Source organism: Streptomyces griseomycini (assembly GCF_014203535.1).
GTDB lineage: Bacteria > Actinomycetota > Actinomycetes > Streptomycetales > Streptomycetaceae > Streptomyces > Streptomyces griseomycini.
Genome location: NZ_JACHJI010000013.1, coordinates 172,585 through 194,517, shown reverse-complemented (window position 1 = coordinate 194,517; position 21,933 = coordinate 172,585). Strand labels below are relative to the sequence as shown.

14 protein-coding genes and 1 pseudogene are annotated in these 21,933 nt (G+C 73.2%); all 15 read right to left on the bottom strand.

Going from position 1 to position 21,933, the window contains the following annotated elements:
- Nucleotides 1-8 precede the first annotated feature (8 nt).
- Complete coding sequence (locus FHS37_RS30185) at nt 9-1,043, bottom strand: hypothetical protein (protein ID WP_184827012.1); 1,035 nt, start codon at nt 1,041-1,043, stop codon at nt 9-11.
- A 421-nt stretch (nt 1,044-1,464) separates the two neighbouring features.
- Nucleotides 1,465-4,431, bottom strand: coding sequence for a carbohydrate binding domain-containing protein (locus FHS37_RS30180; RefSeq protein WP_184827010.1), 2,967 nt, complete (start codon nt 4,429-4,431; stop codon nt 1,465-1,467).
- Nucleotides 4,432-4,662: 231 nt separating this feature from the next.
- Nucleotides 4,663-5,610 (bottom strand): aldo/keto reductase, encoded by a 948-nt coding sequence (locus tag FHS37_RS30175; RefSeq protein ID WP_229890295.1) that lies wholly within the window; start codon nt 5,608-5,610, stop codon nt 4,663-4,665.
- A 159-nt stretch (nt 5,611-5,769) separates the two neighbouring features.
- Entirely contained in the window at nt 5,770-7,275 is a 1,506-nt protein-coding gene (locus tag FHS37_RS30170; RefSeq protein ID WP_184827008.1) for a GMC family oxidoreductase, read from the bottom strand.
- Nucleotides 7,276-7,452: 177 nt separating this feature from the next.
- Nucleotides 7,453-8,376, bottom strand: coding sequence for an SDR family oxidoreductase (locus FHS37_RS30165; protein WP_184827006.1), 924 nt, complete (start codon nt 8,374-8,376; stop codon nt 7,453-7,455).
- Nucleotides 8,373-9,461, bottom strand: coding sequence for an ROK family protein (locus FHS37_RS30160; protein ID WP_229890296.1), 1,089 nt, complete (start codon nt 9,459-9,461; stop codon nt 8,373-8,375). Before FHS37_RS30160 ends, FHS37_RS30165 begins: the two co-directional genes overlap by 4 nt.
- Nucleotides 9,442-9,816, bottom strand: coding sequence for a cupin domain-containing protein (locus FHS37_RS30155; protein ID WP_077796411.1), 375 nt, complete (start codon nt 9,814-9,816; stop codon nt 9,442-9,444). The genes FHS37_RS30160 and FHS37_RS30155 overlap by 20 nt, the downstream gene beginning before the upstream one ends.
- Nucleotides 9,813-10,979 carry a sedoheptulose 7-phosphate cyclase gene (locus tag FHS37_RS30150; RefSeq protein WP_184827004.1) on the bottom strand — a complete coding sequence of 389 codons (1,167 nt, stop codon included), beginning with the start codon at nt 10,977-10,979 and terminating at the stop codon, nt 9,813-9,815. The genes FHS37_RS30155 and FHS37_RS30150 overlap by 4 nt, the downstream gene beginning before the upstream one ends.
- Nucleotides 10,960-13,053, bottom strand: a complete 2,094-nt coding sequence (malQ, locus tag FHS37_RS30145; protein WP_184827002.1) for a 4-alpha-glucanotransferase — start codon at nt 13,051-13,053, stop codon at nt 10,960-10,962. Before malQ ends, FHS37_RS30150 begins: the two co-directional genes overlap by 20 nt.
- Nucleotides 13,050-13,913, bottom strand: coding sequence for an HAD family hydrolase (locus FHS37_RS41345; protein ID WP_229890298.1), 864 nt, complete (start codon nt 13,911-13,913; stop codon nt 13,050-13,052). Before FHS37_RS41345 ends, malQ begins: the two co-directional genes overlap by 4 nt.
- A 1,023-nt stretch (nt 13,914-14,936) precedes the next feature.
- Nucleotides 14,937-16,310: pseudogene (locus FHS37_RS41340) on the bottom strand (glycosyltransferase); the annotation flags it as partial.
- 13 nt (nt 16,311-16,323) lie between these two features.
- A complete protein-coding gene (locus tag FHS37_RS30135) occupies nt 16,324-17,247 on the bottom strand; it encodes a carbohydrate kinase family protein (RefSeq protein WP_184826998.1) in 924 nt (307 codons plus the stop codon).
- On the bottom strand, nt 17,244-18,377 hold the full coding sequence (locus FHS37_RS30130; protein ID WP_184826996.1) for a sugar phosphate nucleotidyltransferase: 1,134 nt from the start codon (nt 18,375-18,377) through the stop codon (nt 17,244-17,246). The genes FHS37_RS30135 and FHS37_RS30130 overlap by 4 nt, the downstream gene beginning before the upstream one ends.
- On the bottom strand, nt 18,370-20,463 hold the full coding sequence (locus tag FHS37_RS30125; RefSeq protein WP_229890299.1) for a glycogen/starch synthase: 2,094 nt from the start codon (nt 20,461-20,463) through the stop codon (nt 18,370-18,372). Before FHS37_RS30125 ends, FHS37_RS30130 begins: the two co-directional genes overlap by 8 nt.
- 2 nt (nt 20,464-20,465) lie before the next feature.
- Complete coding sequence (locus FHS37_RS30120) at nt 20,466-21,932, bottom strand: phosphotransferase (RefSeq protein WP_184826994.1); 1,467 nt, start codon at nt 21,930-21,932, stop codon at nt 20,466-20,468.
- Between the last annotated feature and the right edge of the window lies 1 nt (nt 21,933).

The window sequence follows — 21,933 nt, the reverse complement described above, 5'->3', positions numbered from 1 at the left end:
GAGGCGCGTCAGCGAGACGAGCACGCGCAGGGTTCCTCGTTCTGCCCCGGCAGCAGTCGCAGGGCGAAGACGGAGCCGTCGGCGTGGACGGAGACGGGACCGCCCCAGTTCTTGTCGAAGGTGAGGCGGGGGCGGACGCCGCGGCTCGCGTGGACGAGGGCGCGGTACTCCCCGACATCGCCTCTGGCGAGAAGTCGGAAGACTTCCTTGTCCACGCCGGAGAACGCCTCGACGCGGGGGCCGTTCAGGCGGAAGACGTGGTCGGTGCCGACGTACTCGCTGCCGAAGAGGGTGTGGGCAGCATCTCGGACGCTCATGTCGGCCGCGTGTTCGGGGCCGGTGAAGCGCTTGCGGCCCTGCCGGTCGGTCAGGTGGCGGGCGGTGGCGCGGCCGGAGCCGGTGAAGGCCATGAGGCCCGCCGCCGTGGTGTGGGCCAGGGACTCCTGGAACCAGGCGAAGTCCTTCGGCTGCACGTGGCAGCCCCGTACAGGCTCCGGTGCCACCGGGCCCTCGGCGGGCGGGTGGATGTCCGGCATCACGTTCGCCTGGAACGGTGGGGCGTTCAGGTTCGGCTCACGGCCTTCCGCCGGGGACGGCCGGCCTCCGCTGCCGGGTGCCTGGAGGGCGTGGACGGTCATCGTGCCGCCGTCCGTCGGGATTTGTGTGCTGAACAGCAGGCCGGGGGTCTCGTTCCACGCGCCGATGTGGAAGGAGTCGTGACCGCCGGCCAGGGCCTGGGTGTACTTGAGTGAGCCCCAGTGCTCCGCCAGCCCCCGGCCCGCACCGCGCCACGACAGGGCAGTGGCCCGGGCGAGGGTGTGGAGCACGTTCCAGAGGGTCACTTCGAACTGCCGGGGCAGCTCCGTCTGCGGGATCGGGACGAGGATGGGCTTCCGGCGGAGCGGCTCGTCCTCGTTCTCCTTCCGTTTCTTGTCGTCCGCCGCGATGGCGGCCTTCACCTTCCCGACGAGCGCGTCGTCGGAGTGGACGGAGACGTTCGAGGGCTGGGTCAGGACCTGGAGCACTTCCTCGGTCGGCTTCAACAACTCTCCTTCACGGTGTGCGAGGGCGGTTCCTCATCGGCTGGACCGTACGGAAGGGGGGGAGCGGTGCACGCAAGTGCGCAGGGGCGCGTGACCTGGACTTCGGTCTGGCGGGCCGGTGTCGGCGCCCTGGCCCCGCCTCGCTCGCGCGTTCCACGCTGCTGAGGAGCCTCGGGCGGGCGGTGGTGCGTGGACGCACGTCGTCCGTATGCAGAGGGGGCTCCTGCACATTTGATGACCCACCAGGCAATTCGGCATCCGGTCGGCATGAGTCGCCGGGCGTCCCCGGAGGATTACCTGAACAGGTTGTCGGCGTCGGCGCGAAAGCCCAGGGAGGAAGCCGTCTCGCCTGACCGGAGCGATGTTCCCCGGTGGTTGAGGCGGCTCCGCCCGGTGATCCGTCGGCGTGAGCGGGATGTCGCTACTTCAGATAGGGGCCGTCCTTCCCGATCTTCCCGGTGCCGTTGAGGACGTAGACGCGGAGGTTGGCCTTACCGGGCGCCCCGACGGTGAGCCTGCCGTCGGAGACGATGCGGGTGTCACCGGTGACGGCGTCCCGGTAGGTGCCGTCGGGAATCCCCGTGTACGTGGCGGAGCCGGACACGGTGACGAGCGCGAAGCTGTCGGTGCCGCCGTCGGTGTACCGCCGCTTGAAGGCCATGCCGCCGGAGATGCCCTCCGTGGAGTACTGACCCATTTGGAGGGCCGGAACCGCCCGGCGGATCTGGTTCAGCCGCTGCAGGTGCTTCACCAGCGGTTGGTCCAGGGTGGTGGCGACCTCGCCGCTCGCGGACTCCACCGTGCCGAAGCCGGAGGCCGTGACAGAGCCGGCCAGGTGGTCGCCGTAGTAGGCGCGTCCCGTCGTGGCGAGGGGGCAGGTGGGGCCGCAGTCGATCTTCTTGCCCTTCTGGAACTCGATCTCCGACCCGTAGTAGAGGGTGGGGATGCCGCGGAAGGTCCACATCAGGGACATGTTCTCGGCCCAGACGTCGGTGCCGCCGGTGTAGCGCTCATTGCTCTTGTTGGGCCCGTAGTCGTGGCTGTCGACGTAGACGACGTTGTAGGTGGCGTCGTTGACGCTGTCGTCGGAGTCCTTGCCGTTACCGAAGGCGTTGTACGCGTCACCGAAGTTCATGTGCATGCGCATGTCGATGATGTTCATGCCGGAGAACTTGCTGTGGTCGGGCGCGTGGTAGGTGTTGCCGTTCAGGAAGGCGTTGTTCGAGGTCGGCTGGTTGCCCGTGCCCTGGCCGTTCTCGTAATCGTACTGTTCGAGCGCCGCCTTCCCGTCGTCGGCGCTGTACTCCTTGCGCTCCTTCCAGGTGTAGAACTGCGCCGAGTGGTTGACCGAGCCCCGGTTCCACTTGTCGTTGACGAAGGCGGCGACCTCGGCGAAGACGAAGAAGTTCTTCGCGGCCTCGGCCCCGAACTTCTGGGTGACGCGCTCCTGGACGGCCGGCAGGAAGTGGCGGTTCCAGGTGACGCGGGGGATGTGGACGGCCGTGTCGACGCGGAAGCCGTCGACACCCATGTCGATGTACTTGTTGTAGGCGCCGATCAGGTAGTTCTGCACGGGTACCGACTCGGTGCTGAAGTCGGCGAGGTCGTCGTGCAGCCAGCAGGAGCGGGAGTCCTCGCCCTCCCAGTTGCCGATCCAGCAGTTGTGGTAGTACGCCTTGGGGAACATGCCCGATGTGGGGTTCGGCCACTGGCAGTTGTAGATCGTGTAGCCCTCGGGGCTCTTGGCCCCGGTGGGTCTGCCCCAGTTCAGGCAGGTGTTGCCGGTCGGTTCGGCGGTCGACCAGAGGTCGCCGTTGTAGTACGACTTGCCGGACTTGGTCTCGACGGTCAGACCGTCGTACTCGAAGCCCGCGTTCTTCTCGTCGTAGAGCCAGCTCCACTGGTTGTCCCGCACGCCGTACACGGTCGGCGTGAACAGTCCCTTGGCGCCCCAGCGGGAGCTGTGGTTGTAGACGACGTCCTGGTAGATCTTCATGCCCTTGGCGTGGGCCGCGTCGATCAGGTCCTGGTAGGTCGCGCCGGCCGACTCCAGCCGGGCGTCGACCTCGTAGAAGTCGTAGCCGTGGTAACCGTGGAAGTCGTAGTCCGAGCGGTTGAGGACGACCGGGGTGATCCACACGGCGGAGAAACCGAGCGCCTTGATGTAGTCGAGCCGCTCGACCAGGCCCTTGAAGTCGCCGCGGAACATGGGGTCGTTGTTGGCGGCGTTGCCCGACTTCACGTGCTGGCTGCCGCCGCGGTTGTTGGAACTGTCGCCGTCGTTGAAGCGGGCGGTCATGACGAAGTAGATCGGGTCCTTGCGCGGGTCCGTCCCCAGCGGTGCGCCCGTGGGGGGCGCCGGCGGCTTCTTCCCGGTGGTGGCCGAGGCCGGGGCGGAGGCGGCCGAGGCGTTGCCGGCCGCGTCCACGGCCTTGACCGTGTAGGTGTAGGTGGTGTTCTCCTCCAGGCCGGTGTCGGAGAGCACGGTGGAGGTCACGTCGGTGACCGTGGTGCCCTCGGTGCCGCCGGTGCGGGTGACCTGGTACCTGGTCACGCCGGTGTCGTCGGTGGCGGCGTTCCAGGACAGGACCACGGAGGTGTCGGTCGCGCTCGCCCTGACACCGGACGGGGCGGTGGGCGCCTCGGTGTCGGGTTCCTCGGCGGCGCACGGGTCCTTCGCGTTCGCGGTGACGGTGTTGTTCTTCACCGTGCTGGTCCCGGAGGCCAGGGTGTAGTCCGAGCCGTTGTTGTTGTCCCAGACCCCGTTGCCGTTGTTGAAGGCCGCTTTCAGCGAGGTCGCGGAGCCCAGGCCGACCGTCCGCTTCCACCAGCCGGCGCAGGCGGCCTCCATGCCCACGCCGGGCACGGCGGTCCAGGAGCCGCCGGCGGGCTGGTGGTGCAGGTTGGCGGTGGTCCAGCCGAGGGTCTGGGTCGAGTAGTAGACGGTCGCCTCGTTGCCGGATCCTCCGGACCCGGCGCAGGGGTCGCTGTGCGCCACCGCGCCGTCCTTGACCGTGATGTTCCCGGTGCCCAGGGCGTAGTCCCGGCCGCCGTTGTTGTCCCAGACGCTCTTGCCGTTGTTGAAGGTGGCCTTCAGCCCGGCGGCGGATCCCAGGTCGACGGTGAGCTTCACCCAGTCCGTGCAGGCGGCTTCCATGCGCGTGCCGGGGGCGGTCGTCCAGCTTCCGCCGTCGGGGGCGTAGTGGAGGTAGTGGTCCGTCCAGTTCTTCGTCTTCGTGTAGTAGAAGACGGTGGCCGAGGCGGCGGTCGGGGAGGCCGGCGCTGCGGCGGCCTCGGGCGCGGTGGGAGTGGTCAGGGGCAGGACGAGGGTGCCTGCGGCGAGAGCTCCGGCCGCCCAGGGGCGGGCGAGGGAGCGGCGGCGTCTCATGCGCGTCTCCAGGATGCGGTGGGGGAGGGCCGGCTGCCGTGCGGACGCCGGCGGAGACCTTGACGCGCCTCGAGGCCTCCTGCGTCCGTGCCCGCGATGCGCCACCTGTCGGAAACTTGCAGCAACATCTTGCAGGCATCCAGAGATTACTCGCGCATGACAAGCGCGTAAAGAGTGCGGGCACTCTTTCGCTGCCCGGGCCGCTCACCGCCATCCGCCGGCGGGCGCCTCTCAGGGCAGCGGCGCGCCCCGCGCGGCGACCCACAGCTCGTACCACTCCTCATGGGACAGGTCGGGCGCCCGGTGCACAGCGTCACGGCAGGCCAGAATGCGCCCGGGCCGGGTGGTGCCCACGACCGGGACGACAGCGGCCGGATGGCGCTGGAGCCACCACAGCAGGACGGTTTCGGGGGTCGTCCCCTTGCGGAGCGCCAGGTCCGCGACCAGCCGGGCGGCCGGGGAGTCCGCCCCGCTCGTGAAGCGGCCCCGCGCCAGCGCCCCCCAGGCCTGCACCTGGATGCCGTGGGTCACGCAGTGCTCCACGGTCCCGTGCGGGAAACCGCCCGCCGCCCCGTCCGGGATGTTCAGCAGGACGCCCGACTCCACCCACTCGTGCCGGGCCAGGCTCATCTCCAACTGGTCGACCACCAGCGGCACATCCAGGTGCTTCTGCAGGAAGGTGATCTGCGCGGCGCTCATGTTGGACACCCCGAACTGCCGCACCGTCCCCTGCCCGTGCAGGGTGCGGAAGGCCTCAGCGATCTGCTCGGGGCGGGCCAGGGGGTCGGGCCGGTGCAGGAGCAGGACGTCGATGACGTCGGTGCGCAGCCGCGTCAGACTCTCCTCGACTCGCCGGAGGATCGTGCGCCCGCTCAGGTCGTAGGAGCCCACGCGGTCTCCGTCCGGCAGGGTGATGCCGCACTTGGTCTGCACGAGGATGCGCTCACGCAGCCCGGAGGACCGCGCCAGGATCTCCCCGAAGACCTCCTCCGACTTGCCGTGTCGGTAGATGTCGGCGTGGTCGAACGCCGTGATGCCCGCCTCCAGCGCGGCCTCGACGGCCGCTTCGGCGTGGCCGAGATCCGCCGCCGTCCACCGCTGCCGGTCCCAGCCCCCTCCCAGTCCCATGCAGCCGTACAGCAGCCGGACATCGCGTACGTCCGTGTGCGGGGTCGTCATGTGCCGTCGTCCTCTCGTGGGGTCGGCCCGGGCCGGGGCGCCCCGGCCCCGCGGGCCTGTCGTCCGTCGCGGGCGGCCCCGATCCGCGCGGCCGGCGCACCTCGGTGCGGAGACGCCTCGGCCGGGTGCCGTCCGCTGCCGTCGTGATGCCGCGTCGTCTCAGCGCCCGCCCGCCTCGGCCCGTATCGCGTCCGCCAGGAGTTCGGCTACGGCGAGGACCGGCAACTGGGTGTTGGCCGCCGGCACCGTCGGCAGCACGGAGGCGTCGGCGACCCGCAGGTTGGACAACCCGTGCACCCGGCCCGTCCCGTCGACCACGGCGTACGGATCGTCCGCGGGCCCCATGGCGCAGGTCCCCACCGGGTGCCAGTAGGTGCCCGTGCGGGCCTTGATCTCCTCGTCGGTGAGAGCGGCGGGGCGGCTGCCGAGCGGCTGGACCAGCTTTCCGAGCGCGGCCGTCGCCGCCATCCCGGCGACGAGGCCGAGCCCCCACCGGACCACGGACAGGTCGTGGCCCTCCGGGTCCGAGAAGAACCCGGGTCGGATGTCGAGAGCCTCGGTGGGGTCTGCCGAGCGCAGGGCGACCCGGCCCCGGGAGGCCGGTTTCATGAGGAAGGAGGAGATACCCGCCTCGTACCGGCCCGGCGGCAGGCTGCCGAAGAGCGGAGGGCCCGCCACGGGGAGGATGTGCAGGTCCCAGGAGCCGGGCGGGCACCGGTCGCTGGCGGCCCTGACCAGCATGCGGCTGACGTAGAGGTCGCCCGCCGCCTCCTTGCCGGCCAGCGCGGCCTCGAGTGCCTCGGTGGGTGCCAGCGGTACGAACACACCCGGCTGGTCCGACAGGTTGGCTCCGACGCCGCGCAGCTCGACCTCGGGCCGGATGCCGTGTCCCCGCAGGTGGTCCGCCGGCCCGAGGCCACTGCGCAGGAGCACGGCGGGAGACCCGTACGTCCCGCACGCGACGATGTAGTCGTCGGCGGCCAGGGTGGTCCGCTTCCCGCCGCGGACGATGTCGGCGCCCCGCACCCGGCCGCGCACGACGTGCAGCCGGTCGACGAGCGCCGCGTCGACGATCGTCGGATTCGGGCGCTCCCGCACCGGGTCGAGGTAGGCGAACGCCGCGTTCCAGCGCAGACCGTCGAAGGAGTTGATGAGCGGAGTGCCGTAACCGGGGGCGCCCGAGGTGCCCATGTCGACCGGCGGGTAGCCGAGTTCGCCGGCCGCATCGAGTGCTGCGCTGCTCCAGACGGAGAACTCGCTCTCCGGAACCGGCCGCAGCCCCATATGGTCCACCGCGGCCCGGCGGAAGGGTTCCATGGCCCGCGCCGACCACCGCTCGCCCCCCGCCCGTTCCCAGTCCGTGTGGTCCGCGTGGGCGCCCCAGGTGTTCCAGCACCCGTTGACGCACGAGGAGCCGCCGATGATCCGGGCCCGGACGCGGTGCGCGGCCGCGTGCCGCTCCCACACGTGGTCGCGCGGCAGGCGCCGCGCGTCGAGCACCGTGCGCGGCCATCCGTCGCCCTGCGGCCCGTAGTCCCGGCCGGCCTCGACCAGACAGACCGACCGGTCCGGGTCCTCGCTCAGCCGGGCGGCGAGTACGCACCCGGCCACACCTCCGCCGAGTACGACGACGTCGTAGCTCTTCACCGATCCTGTACGTGACATACGTCTGCTCCACCGTCTCGCCGCCGGACGGCGGCGGTCGTACGGGCCGGGCGGCGGCGGTCCGCCGCCCGGGCGGGGGTGACGCGCGCGGCCGCACGGTGTGCGGGGGCCGCGCGCGGGCCGGGTGTCCCGGCACGCTGTCGGACGTGCGGTCACCCGCGGCGCCGGGCGGGGTGTTCAGCGTGCCGTCGTGAACGCCGGGGCCAGGGACCGGGCGCCCTCCCGCACGCCCCGGACGGTGATCGCCCCGGTGGCCGGCAACCGGGCGAGACGGGAGCCGGTCAGGCACGCGTTCTCCGGCCGGGAGGCGTACCGCGTGGCCGCCCGCGGCACCGGCACGACCAGGTGCGCGGGCGCCCCCAGCGTCTCGGCGACGACCGAGGCCCAGGCGGCACGGCCCACGCGGTCCGGCCCGCCCAGATGGAGGACCGGCGGCAGGGGCGCGCCGGCGCCCAGCAGGGCCGCCGTCACCTCCGCGACGTCGTCCACCAGCACCGGGGTCGTCCACTGGTCCCGCGGCACCCTGACCTGCTCGCCGCGCCGCAGCCGGTGCGCGCACGCGGCGAAGAAGTTGAGCCATTTGCCGGCGTCCGCGGGCTCGTGCCCGTAGACCAGGCTGACCCGCAGCACCACCGCGTCCGCCGCCGCGTCGAGCACGGTCCGTTCCGCCTGCAGTTTCGCGCGGCCGTAGGCGTTGGCCGGGGAGACCGGGGCGTCCTCGGGGTTGTCGGGCCGGGATCCGTCGAAGACGTTGTCGGTGGAGATCATCAGCAGCCTCGCGTCCCCGGCCAGCGCGGCGAAGTGGGCGGCCGCGGCGGTGTGCGCCGCGACGGCCAGGTCCGGGTGCTCCTCGCACCACGTGACGTCGGACGGGCCGTGCACGAGGACGATGCGCCGCGGGTCCAGCCGGGCCACGAGCCGGCCGCACGCCGCGGAATCGGTGGCGTCCAGTGCGTGCCACCGGAACCCCGGGAGGTCCGGAAGGTGCTCCGGGCGGTGACGCGAGGTGACGGTGACCGGCTCACCGGCCGCCGCCAGCCGTCGCGCGATGCCCATGCCGACGAAACCGCTGCCGACGACGAGGGTGCCCCCGGCGCTCACCGGGCACCCGCCGGGGACGGCCGGGACATCCGGTCGGCCAGCAGTCTGCCGGCACCGATCAGGCCGTGGTCGTCGTCCGGTTCGCCGAGCGACACCATGGAGTCGACCGCGTCCGCGTCCAGACCGAAACACCCCAGTCTCACCAACTCGCCCACCAGCAGCTCCCGGTAGCGTTCGCCTACCGCCAGTGCGAAGCCGCCCATCACGATGTACCGGCACACCCCGACGGAGGTGAAGACGGCCCCGATCGCCTGCGCGAGATGCGTGAGGGTGCCGCGCAGCACCTGCGTGGTGAACTCGTCGCCCTCCCGCACCGAGGCCGCGACGGCCGGGTTGTCGATGCCGGGCACGCGGCCGCCGCAGCGCGCGGCCAGCCGGGACCGGGCGAAACCGGCCGGGTCGGCGTCCGCCGCACGGCGGACCGCGGCGAGCACCCCCCGCCCGGAGGCGACAGCACCGAGATGGCCGCGCGCACCGCAGTCGCACAGCGGTGCCCCCGGGGACGGATCGCACACCCAGTGCCCGAGTTCGCCCCCGTGCCCGTCCGCGTCCAGCAGCACCTCCCCGCCCCGGAAGACCTTGTTGCCGATGCCGGAACTGACGGTGATCAGACAGAACGGCTCGGTCTCGGTCGCCGCGTAGCGCCAGGCGGCGGCGGTCAGGTCGTTGACCACCACGACCGGTACGCCGGTCCGCTCCGTCAGGAGCTGCCCCAGCGGCAGCGGGTCACCGCGCCGCCCCCACACCGTGGGAGCGGCCAGCACCAGACCGCCGGCGGAGATCGGCCCGGCGAAGGCCACGCCGACGGCGCGCGGCGCCGTCCCCGCGGTGTGCCGGCCGACCTCGTGGACGATCTGGTCCACGACGCGGCGCTGCAGACCGGCCACCGAGTCCTCCGGATGACGGGCCATGCCCTCGACCGGCACCCGGCGCACGCGGGAGACGGCCGCCGTCACCGGGTCGTAGCTCCCGGTCCGCAGCGTCGTGCCTCCCACGTCGAGCACGGTGAAGACGTCGTGGGGCCGCCAGGAGTCCGCGCGGTGCGCCGGACCGGCGGGGGGACGGTCAGACCGCGGGATGGTCACGAAGCTCCTCCTCGAAGACCAGAAGCCACAGATCGGCGGCCGAGTCGTTGACGAGGCCGTGCTCGCCGTACGGGCGGTTGACGACGACGTCCCCGGCGCCGACGCGGAACTCGGCTCCGTCCCGGTACATCAGCCCGCTGCCGCTGAGCACGACGTACGTCTCACGGTCCAGGGCGTGCCGGTGGCGCCCTATGGACGTGCCGGGCGGCAGCACGGCGATGTCGACGAACTCCGCTCCCACGCCGCCTTCGGCGCGGGCGAACAGGCGGTGCGCGAGGATCGTGCCCAGCCCGCCGTGGTCGTGCTCCTTGCCGCGCAGGAGCGTGTCGAGGTTCACCACGTCGCGGGCGGTCACTCCGTGCCCCCGTCGCGCGCCAGCGCTTCCAGGGCGGCCCGCAGCACGTCGGCAGGCAGGTCCTCCAGCCGCTCCACGAAGTCCGCCTTGCCGATGCCGGTCGGCACGACGAGGTGCAGCTTGCGTCCCCGTCGCTGCCAGGAGGCGTGCAGGGCCTGCGTCATCAGCTCCGGCGTGCAGGTGGCCGGGTCGAACACGGGGAGACCGATGCGGCGCAGCAGCGTCACCACGCGCGCGCAGCTCTCCGCGTCGACGAGCCCCAGCAGCCGGGCCACATGTGCCGACAGGGCCATGTCGACGGCGACCGCCTCACCGTGTTCCAGGCGGTGGCCGCCGGCCGTCTCGATCACCGGGCTGAAGGTGTGCCCGAAGTCGACGAGCCGGGCGAGGTCGTGCTCGCGGAGGTTGGGGCAGAGCTCCTCCATCATCAGCCGCATCGAGGTGCGCAGCACGTACGTCTCCAGCGCGCCGTCGGAGGAACGCAGGAAGGCGTCCGGGTGCTCCTCCAGCGCCCGGAAGAGGTCGGAGTCGAGGATCACGGCCATCTTCACGATCTCCGCGAGGCCGCAGCGGATCTCCCGGACCGGCAGGGTGGCCAGCAGGGCCGGGTCGTTGAGCGAGGCGTGCGCGGGGTGGTAGGCGCCGAACATGTTCTTGGAGTCCAGGGCGTTGACGCCGGTCTTCACCCCGACGCCCACGTCCACCTGTCCCACCAGGGTGGTGTTGACCTTGATGTAGCGGATGCCGCGGGCGTACATCGAGGCCGCGAAGCCCACGACGTCCGCGACGATCCCGCCGCCCACGGCGAGCATCACCCCGTGCCGGTCCAGGCCGGACGCCTTGGCGACGGCGCACACCCGCTCCACCGACGTGAGGGTCTTGTTCCGTTCACCGCTGTCGATGGTGTGGACGCTCCAGCTGCCCGGCTCCAGCCGGGCGTCGAGGTAGGCGCGCAGCCGGTCGCCGTAGAGACGGTCCACCGTGGGGCCGACGAAGGCCACCACACGCCGTCCCGCCACGTAGCCCGCGAGGAGCGGGTTGCGGGGGTCGAACACCCCGTCGGTGACGTCCACACGGTAGCGCGTGCCGTCCGGCGCCAGCAGGTCGAAGCCTCCGGAGTCCTCGCGGACCCCCTCGAGCCGATCAAGGGCCTGGCCTGACATCTCTCTCCTCGGTCTTCGTTCCGTGCGGTTCACCGTCGGCGAACACGCGGGCGACGGCCTGTACACGGGGATGGCCGGGCAGGTCCTCCAAGGGCACCGGCCGGCCCTGCCCGTCCGCCACCGGCAGCCTCCAGTTGGGGTGCACGTCAGCGGTACCGGGCAGGTTCTGGGGCCTGCGGTCGCCGGTGGCGTCCGGCAGCCAGACCCCGAGCAGGGTGGACGGGGTGCGGGTCAGGAAACGGTGCAGGGCGACCAGCTCGCCGTCGGCGTCGGGCAGCAGGCCCTGCCGGCGCAGTTCCGCCAGCCAGCCGTCCCGCTCGGCCGCCGCCTGCGCCCTCTCCTCCGGTTCCGGGCGGGTCAGCAGCCCCAGCCGGGCCCGCAGGTCGACGTGTTCGCCGCTCAGCCATGCGGTGGTCGTCGGCAGGTCGTGGGTGGTCAGCGTGGCCAGGCAGTTCCTGCGCCACTGCCGCGGAGGCAGCGGACCGTGCCGTCCCTCGGAACCGCCCAGGTACTCGAAGCGCTGCACCGACGTGCCGAGCACGCCGCGCGCGGCCAGCTCCTCGCGGACACCGCGCTCCACCGTGCCGAGGTCCTCGCCGACCACCGCCGCCCCGGCCCGGTGGGCCTCCAGGAGCAGCACGCCGAGCATGGCCTCGGCGTCGTAACGGACGTAGGTCCCCTCGGACGGGGGCCGGCCCTCGGGCACCCACCACAACCGGAACAGCCCCATGACGTGGTCGACCCGCAGGGCTCCCGCGTGCCGCATGCCGGCGCGCAGCAGCCCGGCCAGCGGCCGGTACCCCTCGGCGGCCAGCGCGTCCGGCCGCCAGGGCGGCTGGCCCCAGTCCTGACCGAGCGGATTGAAGTCGTCCGGTGGGGCCCCGACGCTCATCCCGCCGGCCAGGCAGTGCTGCAGCGTCCAGGCGTCGGCCCCCTCGGGGGCGACGCCCACCGCCAGGTCGTGCACCAGGCCGATGTCCATGCCCGCTTCCTTCGCCACGCGCTGCGCGGCGGCGAGCTGCTCGTCGGTGATCCACGCCAGCCAGCGGTGGAACGCGACGGCTTCCGCCAGTTCCTCGCGGGCCTCGGCCACCCGCGGCGACCGCGGGTCGCGCAACCCCTCGGGCCAGGACCGCCAGGCGCCGCCGTGCACCTCGGCCAGCGCGGACCAGGTGGCGAAGTCCGTCAGGTCCCCGCCCTCGCGGGCGGTGAACGCCTCCAGGGCCGCACGGCGGCCGGGCGGGGCCGGCACCCGGTACACATGGCGCAGCGCCTCGAACTTGAGGGCGCGCACCACCTCCCGGTCGATCAGCGTCCCACCGCTCAGCACGCGCTCGTTGAGGGCCCGTGCCCGGGCGGCGCAGGAGTCCACCGCGCGGCGGGCCTCCCGGTCCAGGTACCGGTACTCCGGCACCTCCTCCACCCGGACGTGCATCGGGTCCGCGAACCGCCGCGAACTCGGCCGGTACGGCGACGGATCGGGCAGCGGACCCGGCTCCACCGCGTGCAGCGGCCCCAGCTGGAGGAAGCCGGCGCCCAGCGCGCGGCCGGACCAGGAGGCCAGCTCCGCGAGGTCGGCCAGGTCGCCCATGCCCCAGGACCTGCGGGAGAGCACCGAGTACAGCTGGACCAGGAAGCCCCAGCCGCGCCGCTCGGGCACGGGGATGCGCTCGGGCACCGACAGCAGCGGAGCGGACGCCCGCCGCCGGCCCGCCACGGCGTGCAGGACGTGCGCGCCCGGCGGCAGCGGGTCCTCGGGAGTTTTCTCGCCACCGTCCTCCAGGGCGACGCGGGCCTCGGCGCCGGGCGGCAGCCGCAGCCCCGCGGCCGATCCGGCACGGACGACCACGCAGGGCGGAAGCAGCCTGTCCGCGTCCGCCGCACGCCGGGCGGCCAGGGCCCGCCGGGCGGCGTCCGGGGTGCTCGCGTCCACGCCGCACGCGGCCAGGACCGCGACCAGGGTGTCCGCGGCGACGGTGACGCGGTCACCGCGGTCGGTGACGTACTCGGTGCTCACGCCGTGCGCGCGGGCCAGGTCCCGCAGGGACGAGCCGGGCGCGGTGGGGCGGGTCACGGACGGCCCCCTTCCGGCGCGAAGAGACGCTCGAGGACGGCGGCGACCCCGTCCTCGTCGTTGCCCGGGGCGACCTCGTCGGCCATGGCCCGCAGATCGTGGTGGGCATTGGCGACCGCCACGCCGTGAGCGGCCCAGGCCAGCAGCGGGATGTCGTTGGGCATGTCGCCGAAGGCGACGGTGTCGGCGCCGGTGAAGCCCAGCAGTTCGGCGGCCCGGGCCACACCGGCGCCCTTGTCGGTGCCCGCGGGCAGGACCTCCACCATGCCCTTGACCGAGTGCACGACGGTCACCTCACCGTCCGTCAGCCGTTGTGCGACGGCGGCCAGCCGGTCCTCGTCGACGTGCGGGTGGTGCAGGATCAGTTTGTCGATGGGCGCCGCCCACAGCCGGCCCGGGTCGGTGGTCACGTCCCAGCCGTGGCGGACCCGTTCCCCGAAGCCGGGGGTCACCTTGAACCGGCTCTCCGGCGGCGAGGTGACGACGCCGAGCTCGACCCGGCCCAGTTCGGCCTCGACCTTCGCGACGACGCCGCGGGCGAGATCACGGTCCAGGGACACCGAGGACAGCAGGCGGTCCGCACCGGCGTCGTACAGTTGCGCGCCCTGGCCGCAGACGGCCAGCCCTCGGTAGCCGAGGGCGTTCAGGAGCTGCCTGCAGGCCACCGCGGGGCGTCCGGTGACCACCAGGTGGTGGGCGCCGGAGGCGGCGGCCCGTTCCAGCGCCCGGCGGGTGCGCGCCGACACGGTCAGGTCGCTGCGCAGCAGCGTACCGTCGAGATCGGTCGCCACCAGCCGGAACGCGGGTGCGCGGGTCGGCACGGTGTCCCAGACCACCCGGCCGGAGCGCAGGGTCACCATGGCGACGGCGTGACCTCCGACGGGCGGCCCGTCCAGTGTCCCCGTGAACACGCCGTCGCCGTCGGCGGCGAGCGGCCGCAGTACGGCACCGCCGGAGGCGGGAGCCGGCTCGTCGGAGGCGAGGGCCTCGGTGACCGACTCCAGCGGGGGACGCGGGACGCCGGCTCCCGGCGCTTCACTGTCCGCGGCATCTGCGTCTGGGGAGGCGATGTCCGCGGAGCCCGTGTCCACAGCAGCCACGTCCGAGTGGGCCGTGCCGGCGGCAGCCGTGACCGCGGCGGTCATGACCGCGGGTGCCGCGGACGCGGTGGCCGTGCTCGGGGCCGGGGCGGCGGGTGCGGCGGGTGCGACGGGGGTGGTGGCCGTCGGGGCCCGGCCGGGGGCCGTGCCCGTCGTCGCGGATGCCTCGACCACCAGCTCGACCCGTTCCGCCTCGGCGTGCGCGTACCGCACGCGCCACGTGCCGTCCGGAGCGGCGGTGAGCCGGAAGCGGTCCGCCTGCCGGGCCCACAGGTCCGGTCGGCCCGCCCGCCGGGCCAGTTCGGCACAGCGGGTGAAGTCCCCCCGGCGGTGGGCCGAGGTGAACAACCGTTCCCAGTCGTCCGCTCCGAGGTCGTCGACGCCGCGCCCGAGAGCGCGGGCGAGGGCGGTGGCGTCACCGCGTTCCGTCGCCGCCCGCGCGATCAGCTCACGATGCTCGGTGCGGTCGGCGGGCGACAGCGCCTCCAGCCAGCCCCGCCCGACCAGTTCGCCGGCCGACGGCTGCGCGCGCTCGCCGCGCAGCAGACGTTCGTAGGCGGCCAGACGCAGGTCCGCGCTGCGGGCCCAGGTGAACGAGCGGCCCAGGCGCCGGGCGTTGCCCGAGAGCCGGGCGTAGGTGTCGGGTGCCGTGCGGAAGACCGTCACGGCCTCGCGTATTCGCCCGGCGAGGGCCCGGGCCAGCCCCGGGTCGTCGTCGCGGAAGGAACCGGGCACGGAGAAGCCCGTCGCGTCCGGGTCGTCGAGGGGCCGCCCGTGCCCGAAGTGGGAGGTCACCCGCTGGGCGGTGGCGATCGGCACCGCCCCGCAGGCCATCGCCTCGGCCTGGGCGATGAGGAAACCGTCCAGTTCGAACTTGGACGGATACACGCAGAAGTCGGCGCTCGCCGCCTGCTCGAACAACGTGTCCTCGTCGGCGAGCCGCCACTCCAGGCGGAGTTGTCCCGGAAAGCGGTCGGCGAGCCGCTGGAACGCGGCGTTCGCGACCGCCGCCGGCGCGTCACCGCCGCCCCCGGTCGAGCAGCGGATCACGAAACCCACCTCCGGATCTGCGGCCAGCACCTCCTCCACGGCCCGCATCAGCTCCAGTTGGCCCTTGTGGTGCACCGCGTAGCGGGCGGCGTGGTAGAAGACCGGACCGGTGCCCGTCAGACCGAGCGACCGGCGCACCGCGGCCCGGTCCACGGCCTCCGGGTCGCGCGCCAGCCAGCTGTCCGCGATGCCGCAGCCGCCGGCCAGCAGCCGGTCCGGCCGTTCCCGCAGCCGCCGCGCCACGGGCAGCGACCGGAACAGGGATTCGAACGGCGTGTCCTGCCAGGTGACGTAGTGGTCGCGCTGACCGGGGGACACGAAGTCGATCAGATCCGCGCGGTCGGCGATCAGCGGGAACACACCCACGTGGTCCGGCCCGTACTCGACGTGCATACGGGTGCCGGCCAGCGCCCGGGCCATGGTGGCCAGGGGGGAGTCCTCGGCGGGCGGTGGCCCGTCCAGGGCGTCGAGGTCCGGTCCGCGGACCCCGAAGAGCTCCAGCAGCCGTTCCACCTGCGGCCGGTACACCTTCTGCGTGACGGGGGCGTTCGCGGCGACCGTGCTCACCGTCCGGTACCGGTCGTCGTCGGCGAGGACCGCGGGCAGCAGGTAGTGGTAGGAGGGCTCGAAGCCGTGCACGACCGCCGGGCCGTCCGCCAGGTGGCGCTGGACGAAGCGCAGGCCGCCGACCTGGAAGACCAGCGGCTTGAGGTACGCCAGGTCCCGGCCCTCGAGGGCCGGAGGCGGGTAGAGCCGGTCCGGCAGCAGGTCCAGGAAGGCGTCGGACAGCAGGTAGACGTCCACGCCGTCCAGGCGTAACAGGTGGGCGCGGGTGTCGAGGGCGAGACCGGTCTCGGCGGGCCGGCCGGGCCACACCTTGGGGTCGAGCACCAGCGGCACCGTGTGCTCGTCGCGGTGGTCGAGCTCCCGGACGTCGAACCGCTCCCGCAGGGCCTGAAGGTGACCGTGCGCGGGTGTGACCAGCGAGACGCGGTGGCCGCGTGCGGCGTACTCACGGGACAGGTTCCACACGAGCGGGGACAGCCCGCCGCGCATCAGCCGGTTGTCGAAGCCGCCGCACTCGAAGGAGAAGGTGACGATGTGCACGCGCGGGGCTCCTTCACTCCGCCGCGGCCTGCGCGCGGGCGCAGGCCGCGCGCAGGCCGGGCAGGTCGATGAACTCGGTGTGGGTGCCGGCGGCACCGCAGGCGAAGGCCCCGGACACCGATCCGGCCAGGACGCACTCCTCCACCGGCCGCCCTTCGAAGTGGGCGTGGAGGAACGCGGTGACGAACGCGTCGCCGGCCCCGTTGGAATCGACGACGGGCCGCTCCGGCCGCACGGCCGGGAAGTGGCGCACCCCGGCCTCGCCCCGTACGAGCACGTGGCAGCCGTCCGCTCCGTCGGTGGCCACGACGAAGCGGGCCCGGCCCTCGTCGACGATGCCGTGCAGGACCTCCGGAAGCCGGTCGTGGACGGCCGCGGCGCTCATGAAGACGTAGTCGGAGGAGAGGGCGTAGGTGAGGTGGTGGGGGTCGACGCCGTCCCAGTCGTGCAGGTCGGTGGAGCTGGTCACCCCGAGCCGGTGGACGTCCTCGTACAGGTCGCGGTTGTGCCCCACGATGGAGAGGTGGACGTGGCGCGCCCGCTCCAGGTGGGGCAGGTAGAAGGCGCGGGGCAGCCGGAGGTCCGCGGGGTGCCGGGAGTCGTAGAAGGAGAACCGGCGGCCCCGCGCGTCGACCAGGTTGACGCCGCGCGGGGTGCCGTGCGGGGACACCAGGTGGCTGAAGTCCAGACCGTGCCCGGCGTACGCGGCGAGCACCGCGTGACCCTGGGGATCGTCGCCGAGGAAGTCGATGAACTTGGTGGTGAGGCCCAGGGCGTGCCAGCCGAGCGCCACGCCGTTGCCGGTGTGCGCGACGTAGTCGTACACCGGAGGCACGTGCAGCGAGTCGCCCGGGGGGACCTCCAGTTTCTCGACGCGGACGACGGTGTCCACGCCGGCTCCGCCGACCACCAGGACGTCGTAAGGGGACGGGCTCATGTACGGGCTCCTTCCGCGACGGCCGCGGGGTCCTCGACCCGCTGCACCTGTCCGTTCTCCAGGACCACCGCCGAGTCGATGTCCTGACCGGGGCCGACCGTGGCACCGGGCAGCAGTACGCTGCGCCGGACCCGGGCGCCCGCCCCGACGGTGACTCCGGGGAAGAGCACGCTGTGCTCCACCCGGCCCTCGTTGACGAGGTCCGCCGGGACCAACGAGGCGACCACGCCCAGGGAGTCGGCCACCCAGCCCCGGTCCACCCCGGGCCGGACGGTCCTAGGCATCCGTTCGACCGGGAGCCCGGCCCGCGGCCCGCCGGCCGCGAGCATCAGGTGCGCCCGGTGGTAGCGCTCGACGGTGCCGATGTCCTCCCAGTGGCCGGCTACCTCGTGGCCGCGGATGTCCTCGCCGCCCGCGAGCATCGCGGGGATGACGTCCCGGCTGATGTCGTGCTGCCAGTCGGTGCCGTCCAGCTTCTCCAGGTAGCGGTGCAGCACCGAGGCGTCGAAGACGCAGAACGCGGCGAACACCAGGTCGCTGGTCGGTTCGGCCGGCTTCTCCACGAACTCGGTGAGCCGGCCCGCCCGGTCGAAGCGGACCATCCCGAACAGGTGGACCCAGCGCCGCTCGATCCGCTGGTAGGCGACGGTCAGGGCGGCGCCGGAGGCCCGGTGCTCCGCGATCAGCGGCCGGTAGTCGAAGCGGTAGACGTGGTCCGCGTGCAGCACCAGGACCTGCTCGCGGTCACCGCCGAAGACGTGCCCGGCCTTGCGGATCAGGGCGTCCGCGGTACCGCGCTCGGCCGGCCAGGTACGTGCGGGCAGCTCGCGGGGGAGCCCGGCGCCCGCGGCCCGGTAGGCGTCGTCGTACGGCCCGAAGTGCACTCGGAAGCCCGGGTCGCGGTTCCACACCCGGTACAGGTCGTCCATCAGCCGGCGTTCCTCGTACTGGGACAGCAGCAGTACTTCCCCCAGTCCCGAGTCGCGCGCGTTGGCGAGGCTGAAGTCGATCAGGCGGCAGGCGCCTCCGTACGGGACGAGCGGCTTCAGGCGCCCCGCGCCCAGCGGCCCCATGCGCCGTCCCTCGCCGCCCGCCAGCAGCACCGCGCGCACCCCTCCCCGCTCAGCCATGACGGGCTTCGTCCCAGGTGACCCGGCCGGAGGACAGCGTCAGCAGCAGCCGCGCCCCCGGCCGCGGCGGCGGTCCCTCGAACACGCCGGGCGCGGTGCGGCGCAGCTCCCGCACCTCGGGCAGCGCCCGGACCGCCGGGCCGCGCGGGGCCGGGATCACCAGCTCCACCCGCTCGGCGTGCGGCAGCCGGTACACCAGCCCGCCGTCGCCGCCGACCGAGCACCGCTCCCGCAGGGCGCGCACCTCCTCGGCGGTCACCGCGGCCGGGTGGCGGTCCACGATCCGTTCGCATGTACTGAAGTCGGCCCGCTCCCAGGCCGCGTGGAAGAACCGACGGGCGACCGGGGCGTCGACGGGGGCGCGGCGCGCGTACGCCGCCGGGTCGCCGTGGGCGAGGGCCGCCTCCTCGGTGATCTCCTCGTCCTTCAGCAGGTCGAACCAGCCGTGCCGCAGGGCGCGTTCGGCGGGCAGCTCGGCCGGCTCGCCCCGCCACAGGCGGCCGAACGCGGCGAGATGCAGGTCCGCGCAGTGTTCCCAGGTGAACTGCCGGGCGACCGCCGCCGCGCGCCGGGACAGCTCGCGGTAGCGGGCCGGGTCGTCGGACCACAGGGCCACCGCCTCCCGGATGCGCGCGGCGAGCGCGGCGGTGAGCAGAGGGTCGTCCTCGGCGAAGGAGCGGTTGACGGCGAGGCCGGTGGTCTCCGGCTCGGGTCGGGCGTGCCGGAAGTGCGCCATGCCCTCCTGCGCCGTCGCGATGGGCACCGCCCCGCACACCATCGCCTCGCCCTGGGCGATGAGGAAGGTGTCCATCTCGAACTTGGAGGGGAACAGGCAGAAGTCGGCGGCCGACGCGTACTCGAACACCCGCCGCTCGTCCACCCGCTCCGACTCCAGGTGCAGCCGGCCCCGGTGCCGCTCGGCGACCTCGCGGAAGTAGGGGTCGTCGAGCGGGGCGCCGGAGATGCAGCGCACGACGAAGTTCGCGGCCAGGCCGTCGCCCAGCACCCGGTCGACGGCGCGCATCAGCTCCAGCTGGCCCTTGTGGTGCAGGGCGTAGCGGGCGTTGTGGAAGAACGTCGGCAGCGCGGGATCCAGTCCCAGCCCTTCGAGCACCGCCGACCGGTCCACCTCGCCCGGGTCCCAGGCGAGCCACCGGTCGGATATGGCGCAGCCCCCGACGAACATCTTGTGCGCGTTCTCCTTCACGGCCTGCGCCAGGGGCAGGTGCGCGAAGAGCGCCTCGAAGGGCGTGTCCCGGAAGGAGGCGTAGAAGTCGAGCTGGCCGGGCGAGAGGAAGTCGATCAGGTCGGCGTTCTCCAGGACCAACCGGTAGACGGCCACGTGGTCCGGCGGGTACTCGTAGTGCAGATGGGTCAGTTGCTGGTACTGGCGCACCGCTTCGAGGTCCGGCCCGGCCTGCGGGTGCTCCTGCGGCAGGCCGTCCGGTGTGCCCAGGAGCTCGAGCAGGCGCCGGACCTCGGGCGCGTAGACCTTCTTGGTGATCGGCATGTTGCTCTGCACCGTGCTGACGACGTGCTTCGTCGGGTCGTCGCGCAGCGCGGCCGGCAGCAGGTAGTGGTAGAAGGGCTCGTGGGCGTGGACGATCGCCCGCTCCCCGTCGAACCAGTGACGCAGGAAGCGCACGCTGTCCACCTGGAAGACCAGCGGCTTGAAGAAGACCAGGTCCCGGCCCTTGGCGGAGTACGGCGGGTAGAAGGTGTCCGGGAGCCGGTCGAGGTGCTCGTTGGACAGGAAGTACAGGTCCACGCCGTCGAGGCGGATGCGGTGCGCGGTGGTGCGCACGGGCAGTCCGGTCTCGGTGGGGAAGCCGTGCCACACCTCCGGGTCGAGGACCAGCGGCAGCACGTACTCGTCCGCGTAGCCGAGGTCCTCCACCTCGTACCTGCCGCGCAGGTCGTCGAGTCTGCCGTGTGCGGGGGTGACGAGGGAGACCCGGTGCCCGCGGGCGGCGAACTCCCGGGAGAGGTTCCACAGGTACACCGAGGTGCCGCCCTGCAGGAAGGTGTGGTCGAAGCCGCAGCATTCGAAGTAGGTCTCGATGATGTGCATCGGGGGCTCGGTCACGTTCACGTCCTTGCTGGGAGGGTCGGGGCCGGGGTGCGGGCGCCGAGCGCGAGGGCGTGGCGCAGGTCGATCGCGGCGTGGTAGGGGCGGGCGTGGTCGGTGTTGTAGGCGAGTTCGTGCAGCAGCCGGTCCAGGTACAGCAGCCGGCGCAGGGGGTCGTCCACCGTGCGTCCGAGGAGCAGCCGCAGCACGTGCGCCCGCCAGACGTCGGCGGCGTGGAAGACCGGGCGCAGTACGGAGCGCTGCCCGGGCGGCCGGTCGCCGGCGCCGTCCAGCGCGTCCCGCATCGTCTCCATGGAGTCGACGCCGAGGCGCCGTGCGCTCTCGAAGGCCGCCTCGTCGGCGGTGAAGTACTCCAGGGCGCGCTGGACGGCGACCAGGTCCTGGACCGGCGACTGCGCGGCCCAGCCCGCCTCGCCGGGGCCGAGGGCGGGGGTGGACATGTCGATGACGTTCATCGACCAGCCTCCGTCGTCGCGCGGCCGGCACAGCAGGTGGGACAGGTGCAGGTCGCCGTGGCACGGCCCCGAGGGGAACCCCGCCGGGGCGGCGTCGAAGGCGCTCCGCAGCGCGGCGGTCTCCTGCCGCAGGGCCGTGAAGGCGGCGGTGCGCGGGGCCTCGGGCAGGTCGATGTCCGCCGAGGCCAGTGCGTCCGTGCGGGCGGTGGCCCGGGCCAGCATCTCCCGTACCGGGTACGGCGGCACGGGACCCCGGCCGAGCCGGCCGGCCAGGTCGCGGTGGAAGCCGGCCAGGAAGCGCCCGGCGTCGCGCAGGTTGTCCGCGAGCGGGCGCAGGTGTGCCCGCACGACGTCGTCGAGTGAGCCGGGGGCCCGTCCGCCGGTCACCTTCGGCCACAGGGACCGCATGCTGTGTCTCAGCGGCAGGTCGATCCCGTCTCCGGGGGCGTACCGGTAGAACACGCCCAGCGGGCGGTGGGTGCCGTCCGCCGGGTCGACGTAGGCGTAGTCGCCCGCCCAGTCGGGGGTGCGGCCGGTCCCGTTCATCAGCCGCAGGAGTTCCGGCTCCCGGACGGTCTCGTCCAGCCGCCGGTAGGTCTTGTGGACGTAGGCAGTCCCGTCGTTCTCCACCAGGGACAGCACGTTGGAGGACCAGCCCCGCTCGAACGGCAGCCGGCGCACCGAGTGCGCGGTGAGTCCCGCACCGCGGAAGAGCACCCGGCCGCCGCGGGCGGTGGGCAGCCGGCGTCCGGCGCAGACCGCGTCCAGCACGGCGGAGTCGAACTCGACGCTTCCGTGCGCCTCTTCGGCGCCGTGCCCCGTGGGTGCGGACCGCACCGGCACGAAGTAGCGCCGTCCCGACGCCGGCCCGCCGACGGCGGCCACGACCAGCAGGCGGGCGGTGGCGCCGAGGTCCGCGTGGTCGACGCACTCGAAGCGCTCGGCCCGCCGACCGTCCTCGGGCATCCACGGGGCGGTGCGCAGTAAGGGGCCCAGATCGTCGTTTCTCATC